At 39.2% G+C, this 11978-nt stretch carries 15 protein-coding genes; 1 reads left to right on the top strand and 14 read right to left on the bottom strand.

Annotated elements, in window-relative coordinates:
* Nucleotides 1–1082 precede the first annotated feature (1082 nt).
* A complete protein-coding gene (locus OZX58_RS03520; RefSeq protein WP_277141524.1) occupies nt 1083–1544 on the top strand; it encodes a universal stress protein in 462 nt (153 codons plus the stop codon).
* Nucleotides 1545–1597: 53 nt separating this feature from the next.
* On the opposite strand, the gene OZX58_RS03515 is transcribed toward OZX58_RS03520, so the two are convergent.
* From OZX58_RS03515 to upp, 14 genes are all read right to left on the bottom strand, one after another.
* Complete coding sequence (locus tag OZX58_RS03515) at nt 1598–2791, bottom strand: FtsW/RodA/SpoVE family cell cycle protein (protein ID WP_277141522.1); 1194 nt, start codon at nt 2789–2791, stop codon at nt 1598–1600.
* A gap of 12 nt (nt 2792–2803) precedes the next feature.
* Nucleotides 2804–3031, bottom strand: coding sequence for a DUF2969 domain-containing protein (locus OZX58_RS03510; RefSeq protein ID WP_277129772.1), 228 nt, complete (start codon nt 3029–3031; stop codon nt 2804–2806).
* 8 nt (nt 3032–3039) lie between these two features.
* A complete protein-coding gene (gene yidD, locus OZX58_RS03505; protein WP_277141520.1) occupies nt 3040–3333 on the bottom strand; it encodes a membrane protein insertion efficiency factor YidD in 294 nt (97 codons plus the stop codon).
* 18 nt (nt 3334–3351) lie between these two features.
* Nucleotides 3352–4341, bottom strand: a complete 990-nt coding sequence (locus OZX58_RS03500) for a rod shape-determining protein (protein ID WP_277129774.1) — start codon at nt 4339–4341, stop codon at nt 3352–3354.
* 82 nt (nt 4342–4423) lie between these two features.
* Nucleotides 4424–4654, bottom strand: a complete 231-nt coding sequence (locus OZX58_RS03495) for a DUF1146 family protein (protein ID WP_277141518.1) — start codon at nt 4652–4654, stop codon at nt 4424–4426.
* 70 nt (nt 4655–4724) lie between these two features.
* Nucleotides 4725–5162, bottom strand: coding sequence for a F0F1 ATP synthase subunit epsilon (locus tag OZX58_RS03490; protein ID WP_277129776.1), 438 nt, complete (start codon nt 5160–5162; stop codon nt 4725–4727).
* Nucleotides 5163–5173: 11 nt separating this feature from the next.
* On the bottom strand, nt 5174–6613 hold the full coding sequence (atpD, locus tag OZX58_RS03485; RefSeq protein WP_277129777.1) for a F0F1 ATP synthase subunit beta: 1440 nt from the start codon (nt 6611–6613) through the stop codon (nt 5174–5176).
* A 23-nt stretch (nt 6614–6636) separates the two neighbouring features.
* Nucleotides 6637–7599: a F0F1 ATP synthase subunit gamma gene (locus OZX58_RS03480; protein ID WP_277141516.1), complete on the bottom strand. Its 963-nt coding sequence runs from the start codon at nt 7597–7599 to the stop codon at nt 6637–6639.
* 10 nt (nt 7600–7609) lie between these two features.
* Nucleotides 7610–9121 carry a F0F1 ATP synthase subunit alpha gene (gene atpA / locus OZX58_RS03475; RefSeq protein WP_277129779.1) on the bottom strand — a complete coding sequence of 504 codons (1512 nt, stop codon included), beginning with the start codon at nt 9119–9121 and terminating at the stop codon, nt 7610–7612.
* A gap of 14 nt (nt 9122–9135) precedes the next feature.
* Nucleotides 9136–9684: a F0F1 ATP synthase subunit delta gene (locus OZX58_RS03470; protein ID WP_277129780.1), complete on the bottom strand. Its 549-nt coding sequence runs from the start codon at nt 9682–9684 to the stop codon at nt 9136–9138.
* Entirely contained in the window at nt 9684–10193 is a 510-nt protein-coding gene (atpF, locus tag OZX58_RS03465) for a F0F1 ATP synthase subunit B (RefSeq protein ID WP_277129781.1), read from the bottom strand. Before atpF ends, OZX58_RS03470 begins: the two co-directional genes overlap by 1 nt.
* A 45-nt stretch (nt 10194–10238) precedes the next feature.
* Complete coding sequence (gene atpE / locus OZX58_RS03460; protein WP_277129782.1) at nt 10239–10463, bottom strand: F0F1 ATP synthase subunit C; 225 nt, start codon at nt 10461–10463, stop codon at nt 10239–10241.
* 18 nt (nt 10464–10481) lie between these two features.
* Nucleotides 10482–11195, bottom strand: coding sequence for a F0F1 ATP synthase subunit A (atpB, locus tag OZX58_RS03455; protein WP_277129784.1), 714 nt, complete (start codon nt 11193–11195; stop codon nt 10482–10484).
* A 118-nt stretch (nt 11196–11313) separates the two neighbouring features.
* Nucleotides 11314–11943 carry a uracil phosphoribosyltransferase gene (upp, locus tag OZX58_RS03450; protein WP_277129785.1) on the bottom strand — a complete coding sequence of 210 codons (630 nt, stop codon included), beginning with the start codon at nt 11941–11943 and terminating at the stop codon, nt 11314–11316.
* Nucleotides 11944–11978: the final 35 nt, after the last annotated feature.

Below are 11978 nucleotides of genomic sequence, written 5' to 3'. Positions count from 1 at the left end.
TGTAAATATATTTTATATTAAAAGTAATTCATTTATAAATAACAAATATAAACATATATTTAATAATAAGCTATAATAAAAAACATCAATTAATTAAAAATATAGTATAGCTAATAACTATACACGAATAAAATAACATAACGAAAATAATATTTTAGGCATTAATAATAATTTATACGAGTTACATTATTTATATAACTTGTGCCTTAATAAAACGGTTATAGAAAAATGCATCTACTTAAATTTTTAGAGCATGATATCAAATATAAAATTGCTAACTATCCAGATTAGCCAAGATATTTAATTATTTATTAACTATTATTTAGCAGTTATAAATTATAAAATATTCTTTTATGCTTGGTATAATACTATATATAGCTTAGATATTAAAAAGTGTTTACTTAATTAAATTATAGAAAAATAACTATATAAAATTCGAATTAACTAATGTGCAAATACATAAAAAGGTTTGAACTTGACATTTATTCTGATCTTGGGTAGTATAATAACTGATCTGAGTTGATCGACAGGCTTAAATGTATTAAAGTTGACCGATCAAACTAAAGACGTGCGAGTTAGTAAATAACTACCGAATCGGAAAACTATCATAGAATAGGATCCATATTCGCTGCGCTACTACTCAATTTTTGAACACTGCGGGTTCAACAAGCGTCATTATGCTATGTTTGGTCAGCTCGGATTTATTTTGAAATTTAAGTAAACGGTCGTTTGACCGTTTTTTTGTGGAGTTTTTATGGCTATTAAAATTATTATGGGAATTTATCTTTTGATTTTACTGATAACGTCCCTTTATCTCTGGCACTGTCAAGACAAGCAATTTTTGATCTATAGCAGCAAAAGTACCGCTAATTTTAAGACAATTATGCGTTGGACCTCGATACTGCTTATGATTGAAATAATTTTGGGTATTTTCCTACTACTACAGCGAAATCGCTATCTCAACTTGCTTACTTTGATTATTAGCTCGCTAACTATTTTGATTTTTAGCCTATTAATTAATCAAAAGAATGAATAATTAACCAAAAATTTGGTAAAATAGATGGTGAAAGAGGTGTTTTTAAATGATGAAACAATATCACCACATCCAAGTCGCTGTTGATGGTTCTAAAGAGGCTGACTTAGCCTTCAAAAAAGCAATTTCTGTTGCCATGCGCAACGACGCAACATTAGAAATTCTGCACGTTATTGATACGCGGTCATTCCAAAATGTGTCGAGCTTTGACTCAGAAATGATTGAACAAGTTTCTAGTGATGCAAAAGAAAAAATGGAACAATACTACAAGGACGCCAAACAAGCAGGTGTGCAGGAAGTTCATTTTTCAATTGAATTCGGCTCACCAAAAGCAATTATTGCGCATGATTTTCCTAAGAAGCATCAAATTGACTTGATTGTCATTGGTGCCACTGGTCTTAACGCTGTTGAGCGTCTATTAATTGGCAGCGTAACTGAATACGTTACTAGAACCGCAAATTGTGACATTTTAGTTTGCCGTTCAAAAGAAAATTCAGCTTTAACTAAATAATTATTAGATAACACAAAAAAGCATTCAACTTGAGTTGAATGCTTTTTTTATATTTAAAAGTCGCCAGCTTGACTGAACATGTAATCCCGATTATGGAATTTCATGGATAAAATCATGCCAATCCCGATCATGTTCCCAATCAAGGCTGAACCACCTTGTGAAATAAACGGTAATGGAATCCCTGTAAGTGGCAGTAAATCAATGCTCATGCCCACATTTTCAAAAACGTGGAACAAAATCATCATGATAACCCCTGTGGATACGTAAGAATAAAAAGCATTCCGCGTATCAAAGGTAATCTTAACCATTTGGATGATTAGGTACAAGTAAAGCAAGATAACAGCGACACTGCCGACAAAGCCAAATGACTCGCCGATAACCGAATACACCATGTCTGAGCCGCGCACTGGCACATAGACGCTCAACTTACCGAAGCCATTACCAAACAACTGTCCGGAGCCAATAGCCTGCATACTTTGCCACAACTGATAAGCACCCTTTGAGGTGTCAGTTGCCGGATTGAGCCAGGACATAATTCGCTTAAACTGGTATGCCTGAAAGAAATGGCTAAGAAAAGCCTGCCCGCCAGGTGTCGTTACCATGAAAATCACAACCGCTGCCAAAACAAATACGGCAGCAAACATCGGAGCAATAATCTTCCAGGAAATACCCGAAACTAAGGCAACTCCACCAACAATGGCGATAAACACCAGCATGGTACCGAAGTCGTTTTGCAATTTTAACAAAATCGCAATCGGCAAAAGCCAGCCAGCCATTTTACCAATCAACAGCCAATCATTTTTAATCGTATGCGCAAACTTCTGGTTATGCTCATGGACAACACGCGCCAGCATCAAGATGAATGCCGGCTTCATGACTTCTGATGGCTGAAATGAAATTGGCCCTAACTTAAACCAGCTCTTAGCACCTGTATCTCCCGCAACGCCGCGATTATAGAAAAACAGGACGGCAATCAGCAAGATAATGCCGAAGCCATAAATATACGGAGCGATGCGCAATAATTGATCCGCGTCAAATTGCATGACGAAGACAACAATTGCAAGAGAAATGATATACCACAGTCCCTGCATAACGACCGATTTTATCGGACTGCCCATGTGACTAGGATCATCAATTGCCGCAAAATAAATCGAATACAGACCCACTAAGGCAAGCAAGACAACAGGAATAACAATATTCCACGCAATCCGGTCAAATAAATCCGTTTTATTTTCTACTTTTACCATTAGTTATCACATCTATTTTTCATGTAGCGCAAAGTATGACAATAAATCATTTACACTACTTTCGAGTGTCTTTGCGTATAAAACATTGTTAGTTTTAACAGTTGTAGCCCGATAACGACCGGTGATCTTTTCAATTAAGCCAATTGACTTTTTGTTCGGGATAACCACTTCCCAAGTCGGGACTTCTTTGCCCTTGACTTCATTGATTTCAATATTAATATTCTCTGGTTTTTTTGACATTTTATCTCCTACTTCACATCTGGGTGAAATTTTCTTGCAATGATCTCATCCTCATACTTTTCAGGATGAGGATTACGAAAAATAGTAAAATTATCAGGAACAGGATCAACACCGCCGCGAACAAACGGATTACACCGCAAAATGCGGCTAATGCCCATAATCAGCCCCAACAAGGAACCATGCTTTGTCAGAGCATCAATCATATATGTTGAACACGTTGGATAGTACCGACATGTCGGCGGCAAAATCGGTGAAATCAAGTTCTGATAAATTTTAACTAAAAAAATCAAAATCTTACGCAAGTTAACTTCCCCCGCGAATTAATGACGTTGGTGCTTTTCAATATTTTTAAGCAAGGTACCTGTCCCCAAGGCAACAGCTTCTAATGGGTGGTCAGCTGTCAAAACAGGAACTTTCAAATAGTATGAAATCAGCTTATCAATGTTCTTGAGCAGTGCCCCACCACCAGTAAGCATAATTCCGCGGTCAATAATGTCAGCGGATAACTCCGGCGGGGTCTTCTCCAAAACTTCTTTGGTTGAGGCAATAATCGTCATCAGACCGTCTTGCAGTGCTTCCTGAATTTCAGGTGCGGAAACAGTTACCTGCTTAGGCAAGCCATCAACCATGTCTCGGCCACGAACCGTAATAGTTTCATCTTTATCTGGCTCAAATGCACTGCCAATTTCAATCTTAATCTGTTCGGCTGTTCGCGAACCAATCAATAAATTATGCTTGTTCTTAATGTAAGACACAACTGCTTGGTTCATGTGGTCGCCGGCATAACGCAAAGATTGACTGGTGACAATTTCGCCCATTGACAGAACAGCAATATCAGTTGTTCCCCCACCAATATCAATCACAATATTACCTTGCGGCTTAAAAATATCTAAACCAGCACCGACAGCAGCAACCTTCGGCTCAAAATCAAGGTAGACTTTACCGCCACCAGATTTTTCAGCTGCCTGAATGATTGCTTTCTGCTCAATTGAAGTTACACCAGTTGGCGCACAAATCAAAATATTTGGCTTGGACATGAAGCCTTTTACATTTAATTTTTCAATAAAGTACGATAGCATCGCTTCGGTAATGTCAAAATCGGCAATTACCCCATTTTTAAGTGGACGAATAACCCGAATGTTGCCCGGAGTCCGGCCAACCATCTTATATGCTTCGGTTCCCACTGCTACCACTTTGTTTGTACTTGTGTTGACAGCAACTACTGATGGCTCATTTAACACAATCCCCTTGCCGGAGACGTTGATAAGCACATTGGCTGTCCCTAAATCGATTCCTATATCTCGTGCCACGATAATCCTCCATAAATATTCATTGTTCATTTTACCATAAAGAAAACAGCTTTTCCTTTGACTTTTACCTTTTTACCAAGTCTTAAAAGAAATTGCTTAATTGCAATGACGTATCAATCAGGGTCACAAAAAAATTGCCGACTAAAAAGCCAAGTCCAATTGCCGCAAAAATCAGCAATAGTTGCGCCTCAAAGGTTCTGCCCTTGCGGATAATCTTTTCAATACGGACACTTTTCATGATTTGAAAGGATAAACCAATGGTAATCAGGTAGATTACAATGCTGATTAAGGCATGAACTCCAAGTTGAAACATTCTACTTCTCGCTTTTCTTTATTAACAAAAAACGGATACACTCTCGTGCATCCGTTTAAAACTCATATTACTAATTATCAGAATTGTAAACACTAATCCGGTTTACAGCCCGTTTTAACGCAACCTGAGCTCTCTGTAATGAACGTTGATCATGCTGTGCCTTTGCTTCTTCCATGCGCTTTTGTGCTCGATCACGAGCAGCTTGTGCCCGTGAAACATCAATGTTTTGGGCACGTTCAGCACTGTCAGCAATAATTGTAGCAACGTTATCTGAAAATTCAAAATAACCGCCACTTACAGCAATATGATTAACAGCCTCGTTCATTTCTTGACTACGCTTAACCTTAACTTCGCCAATTGTCAGCGGAGTTAATATCGGCAAGTGATTGTACATGATTGAACGTTGACCATCAATTGCCCGCATTTCCACAATACTGGAATGATGCGAATAGATCACGCCATCAGGAGTGACAACATTTACCAAAAAAAGTTTCTCTGGATCTGCCATTTGACATCACCCTACTTTTCTAATAATGCTTTTGCAGCTGGGTCGCTAGCTGTAACACCCATCTCTTGTGCCTTTTTAAGGACATCCTCGATTGGACCAACACTACGGAAAGCATCTTCAGGTAAGTCATCAAGGTGACCGTCTAAAATCATCTTAAAGCCCTTGATTGTATCCTTAATTGGTACATAAGAACCGGGAACACCCGTAAATTGTTCGGCAACAAAGAAGTTTTGTGACAAGAAGAATTGGATCTTCCGTGCCCGGCTAACGATTACTTTTTCTTCATCGGATAATTCGTCCATTCCCAAAACGGAAATAATATCTTGCAATTCGTGGTAACGTTGCAAAATATGCTGTACCCCAGTAGCAACTTCGTAGTGTTCTTTACCAACAATTTCTGGATCCAAAGCACTAGAAGTTGATTCAAGTGGGTCAACGGCTGGATAAATACCCTGCTCAACTAAGCTACGTTCCAAGTTGGTTGTAGCATCCAAGTGAGCAAAAGTCGTAGCTGGAGCTGGGTCGGTATAGTCATCGGCTGGCACATAAACGGCTTGAATTGAAGTAATTGAACCCTTCGTTGTTGAAGTAATTCGTTCCTGCAATTGACCCATTTCTGTAGCCAAAGTTGGCTGGTAACCAACGGCACTTGGCATCCGACCAAGCAAAGCGGAAACTTCTGAACCAGCCTGAGTAAACCGGAAAATGTTATCAATAAAGAGCAAAACATCTTGTCCTTCAACATCTCTGAAGTACTCAGCTAAAGTCAAACCAGTCAGAGCAACCCGCATTCTGGCACCAGGCGGCTCATTCATCTGACCAAAGACCATGGCAGTTTTACTTAAAACACCTGAAGCCTTCATTTCAAAGTAAAGGTCATTACCTTCACGAGTTCTTTCACCAACACCAGTAAACACAGAAATACCACCGTGCTCTTGTGCAATGTTGTGAATTAGCTCTTGAATAATGGTGGTTTTACCAACACCGGCACCACCAAATAGACCAACTTTACCTCCTCGAACGTAAGGTTCGAGCAAATCAATAACTTTAATTCCTGTTTCAAGAATTTCCTGACTAGTTGTCAGTTCAGCATACTTAGGAGCTTCCCTGTGGATGCTGTTGCGCGGATGATCCTTACTAAATTCAGGACCATTATCAATCGGATTGCCCAAAACGTTGAACACACGACCCAAAGTATCATTACCAACTGGTACTGAAATTGGACCGCCTGTGTCTTCAACCTTCATCCCGCGTCTGAGACCATTAGTAGATTCCATGGCAATTGTTCTTAAGACACCATCACCAAGCTCAAGTGTAACTTCAAGGACAACAGAAGTATCTTCTGATATGACTACGCGCAAAGCGTTGTTAATATCAGGTAGGTTTTTATCAAGTGGAAATTTAACATCGACTACTGGGCCGATTACTTGAACAACTTCACCTTCGCTCAAAACATCTACCTCCTTTTCTCTATTTATTTCAAAGCTTCCGCACCACTGACAATTTCAGTAATTTCAGTAGTGATTTCAGCTTGTCTTGCACGGTTTAATTTAGTAGTTAAATTAGATACCAAGTCGTTAACATTGTCTGTCGCACTCTGCATTGCCGTCATTGAACTGGCATGTTCAGCAGTCTTGGCATCCAAAATGGCACCATAAATTGTTGAACGCGCATATTGCGGCACTAAAGTTGTCAAGACAGTATTAATGTCTGGCTTAATATCATATTCTAAATCTTTATGTACTTCAGCTTCCTCAACGCCGATATCAATATCAACGATTGGCAGCATTTTTTCAACCCGAAATGCAGATGACAGTGAGTTAATATGGTGGGTGTAGCAAACATACAGCTCATCATAAACCCCATTTAAGTACATCTTGATTGCGGTTGAAACAATTGGTAAAACCTCATCAAAAGTTGGCACATCAGAGATTGCATCATTTTCATAAACAACGTTAAGGTTGTTTTTCTTGAAAAAGTCAGCACCTACTGAACCAACAGCTAAGATTTTGATATCTTTGTTTTCAGCTTTGGCGTCTTCGACTAAGCCCATCATATTCTTAATGACAGCACTATTGTATGAGCCAACAAGTCCACGGTCACCAGTTATTACCAAATAACCAGTTGACTTAATTTCCTTGCGCTCTTGTACCATGTCGGAGACAATTCCAAGACCAAAGACATTTTCATAATCAACCTTGCTGATGGTATCCTCGTCAGCGTTTGCCATTTCTTTGTGCAAATGATTAACGACTTGGGTACTCATCAACCGCGACAAAGTCTGCCGCACGTGATCGTTATAAATAGTATAACCTTGATCGCGTTTTTCAGTTTGATTCAACTTTGATGCGGAAACCATTCTCATAGCTTCCGTAATTTTACCAGTTTGCTTAACTGAAGCAATTTTTTTCTTCAACTCAAGTAAAGATGCAGGCATAAGCTACCTCCTATTTATTACTTGGTGAAAAACTATCAGCGAATTTGCTAATTGCAGCTTGTAATTCTTTTTCATCTGGTAATTCACCAGTTTCGCGAATTTGTTTTAACAGATCAGCATGAGAACTATCAAAGTTATCGTACATTTCCTTTTCAAACCGCGCAATATCTTCAACTGGAACTGAATCCAAATAACCATGCGTTAAGGCATAAAGAATTAAAACTTGCTTTTCAACTGGAATCGGATCATGCAAAGGTTGTTTCAAAACTTCAACAACCCGACGACCACGATTTAATTTAGCTTGGGTCGCTTGATCCAAGTCACTACCAAATTGAGCAAAACTTTCTAATTCGTGGAAGGCAGCTAAGTCAGTACGCAAAGTACCAGCTACCTTCTTCATTGCTTTAATCTGCGCACTACCACCAACACGAGAAACTGAGTTTCCGGCATCAATCGCTGGTCTAGTTCCGGCAAAGAACAAATCACTTTGCAAGAAAATCTGACCATCAGTAATTGAAATTACGTTAGTTGGGATATATGCAGAAATATCACCGGCTTCAGTTTGGATAAATGGCAATGCAGTCATTGAACCGCCGCCTAATTTATCACTTAACTTAGCACTACGTTCTAGTAAACGTGAGTGCAAGTAGAAAACATCACCAGGATATGCTTCACGACCAGGCGGACGACGGAGAAGCAAGGAGAGTTCACGGTAAGCAACGGCTTGTTTGGATAGATCGTCGAACACAATCAATACATCCTTGCCGTTATACATAAATTCCTCACCCATCGCAGTACCAGCATAAGGCGCGATGTACAGCATCGGTGCTGGTTCACTAGGTCCAGCTTCAACAACAATAGTATAATCCATTGCGCCAAAGCGTTTTAAAGTTTCTACTTCAGTTCTAACAGTTGACTCTTTTTGACCAATGAAGACATAAATACAAATAACATCTTGCCCTTTTTGGTTCAAAATGGTGTCAATTGCCAAACTAGTTTTACCAGTCTTACGGTCACCAATGATTAACTCACGCTGACCACGACCAATTGGTACCAATGCATCAATCGCCTTAATACCAGTTTGCAATGGTTGGTTAACTGACTGACGCTCCATAACACCTGGAGCATTTGATTCGATTGGACGTGTCTTATCAGTCTTGATGTCGCCTAAACCATCGACTGGTTGACCCAATGGGTTAACAACCCGGCCGATTAATGCGTCACCAACTGGAACACGCATGATTTGACCAGTTCTCTTGACCTGATCGCCTTCACGAATGTCATCAAAATTACCCAAAATAATGATACCAACATCGTTGGATTCAAGATTTTGCGCAATTCCGTAAGAACCATTGTCAAATTCCAACAGCTCATTAGCCAAAACATTGTTTAGTCCGTGAGCCCGGGCGATACCATCACCTATGTAAGTTACAACCCCGACTTCATCAATATCGAGTTTGTCATCATAGTGCTCAAGTTGCTGCTTGATTAAAGAGCTAATTTCTTCTGCTTTAATGCTCAATGGTTTCACCTCTTTTAATCTTTATTTATTAACTGAACGCGAATTTTTTTCAGCTTGTTTTTAATGGAGCCGTCAATTAAGCGGTCACCAATGCGTAAGATTACACCGCCCAAGATGCTTTCGTCTACTTCATTTTTAAGACGAACATCTTTTAAGCCGTATTTTTGCGCATAACTATTACTCAAAGCAGCTAGTTGCGCATCATCAAGCTTAACTGCAGTAATTGCAGTTCCTGACGTAATCTTTTTTGCCTGATCGTACAAATCATTAAACTCATCAATAATATCAGGCAAGTCCGCAAAACGATCATATTCTAATAGAAAGTTCAAAAAGTTTTGCACTTCAGCATTCAAACCTTGTTCAATAACTGAAAGTGAGGCCTTTTTTTCATCACTATTAAAAATTGGATCACTAAAAACATTCAAGATCTGCGGATTAACAGAAACAGCTTGCGCCAACTCCTGTAAATCCGCATGAACAGCATCCAAAGAATTCATATCCTGCGCGTAGCCGAACAGTGCTGTTCCATAACGTGCAGCTATTTCTTCTCTACTTAAGGCCATTATTCATTCAGCCCCTTAATGAATTGATCGACTAAATCTTTTTGGTCAGCAGCAGATAAGTTTTTAGCAATTACCTTTTCAGCAATTGCTACCGAAATATCTGCAACTTGCCCACGCGCTTCATTCAAAGCATCTGCCTTTGCTTGAGCAGCATCAGCTTTTGCCTTATCGTGAATTGAAGCAGCATCAGTATTGGCATCAGCCACAATCTTGCTGCTTGTCTTTTGCGCGTTAGCCTTGGCATCAGAGAGAATCTGAGTTGCCTCTTGTCTTGAATTCTTCAAGGCAGCTTCACGTTCATTAGCTAAAACTTCAGCTTTTTTACGATCGCTTGCAGCCGAATCCAAATCATTAATTACCTTTTGGCGCCGTTTTTCCATCATGTCGGAGACTGGTCCCCAAGCATAATGCTTAACCAGCACTAGCAAAATTGCAAAAACAATTAAATACCAAAGGGTATTGCCAAGATAAATATGACCTGAGGCTGCAAATAAAGTTTGAAATGTCATTTACTGCCCTTCTCTCTTTTTCAACCTAAATCTTTTTAGTAAAAATTAAAGGAAGAGAATCAGGAATGCAACAACGACTGCCAAGATAGGAACGGCTTCGATCAAACCAACACCGATAAACATAGTTGATCTCAAGTTGCCGGCACTTTCTGGTTGGCGAGCCATGCTTTCAATAGTCTTTGAAATAACTTTTCCGTTACCCCAAGAAGCAGCTAAAGCAGCGATTCCGGCTGCAATTGCTGCAGCAATATATTTAAAACCTTGTGACATATTTTAACCTCCAAAAAATTATTCCTTTGTAACCTTTTTTCCAATGTAAACCATCGACAAAGTTACGAAAACATATGCTTGGATAGAGCCAATGAAGACAGAGAAACCTTGCCAAATCATTGCAAGCGGCGCAGCTAAGACTAACGTAGAAATACCAAAGCTTGGAGCTAAACTATTTCCAATTAACGTTAACAGAACTTCACCAGCATAGATATTACCGTATAAACGCAAAGACAACGTCAAAAAGTTAGTAATTTCCTCAATCATATTGATTGGGAACAAAAAACCAACTGGTGCTGCGTAATTGCGCCAATATCCACCAACGCCGAACTTTTGTATTCCAAACGTAAATGATAGAAGCAAGGTCATCATTGCAAACGACATTGTCGTCACTGGGTCAGCTGTTGGCGACTTGACAAACATATAGTCGCCAGCTTTGACTTCCAAGAACAGACCAAGCATGTTCATAAACCAGATAAAGAGAAACAAAACGAAAGCATAAAGTGATAAATGCTTCTGCGCATCTTGATCTTCGACATTATCTTTAACAATGTTATCTGTAAAATCAAGTAGATATTCTATCGCATTTTGCTTTTTGTTTGGTTTCATTTCAACTTTACGTGAAAGCCAAATACAGACAAATAAAATCACGGCTGCCATTAAAGTTGAGCCAATGATCCCAGTAAGATCAAAGTTTAAGCCCAAAAATTTAAAAACAAATGATTTCTCCATTACTTCGCGGACCTCCCTTCCTGTGCTCAATTATCGAACACTCATACAATATTAACACCAAACAATAATTTTGTGAAAAATTGTAAGCGAATTCTATAATTAATTTACCGAATGCGGATTATTTGGTCCCAAACAGCCGATCACCAGCATCACCAAGACCTGGGAAAATGTAGCCATTTGACAATAATTCTTCATCTTCAGCTGCAGCATAAATATCAACGTCTGGGTTTTCTTCTTGAATTGCCTTAACACCTTCTGGTGCAGCAACCAAAACAGCTAGGCGAATATCTTTAACGCCGCGCTTCTTCAAGGCGCCAATTGCCATGTTAGCTGAGCCACCAGTTGCAAGCATTGGGTCAACAATCAAACATTCACGTTCTGCAATATCCTTTGGCATCTTGCAGAAGTATTCGTGCGGCTTCAAAGTTTCTTCATCACGGTACATCCCAATGACACCGACTTTAGCTGACGGAATCATTTCCATCACACCATTTAGCATTCCCATACCAGCACGTAAGATTGGCACAATGGTCAACTTTTTACCGGCAATTTCTTTTTGAGTGGTTTTACCAATTGGTGTCTCAATCTCAACATCCTTGAGTGGCAAATCTCTGGTGATTTCATAAGTCATGAGACCACCAATTTCACCAACAATGCGGCGAAATTCATTGGAACTCGTTTCCTTACGTCTGATAATGGTTAATTTGTGTTGAATCAATGGGTGATCCAAAACTGTAAATTTGCCCATAATTTCCTCCTAAAAATATAAATTATACTTAACAA

Origin of the sequence: Lactobacillus sp. ESL0680 (genome assembly GCF_029392855.1) — a bacterium.
Classification (GTDB): domain Bacteria; phylum Bacillota; class Bacilli; order Lactobacillales; family Lactobacillaceae; genus Lactobacillus.
The sequence above is the reverse complement of the archived record's forward strand: the minus strand, read 5'-3'. Positions and strand labels throughout refer to the sequence as shown.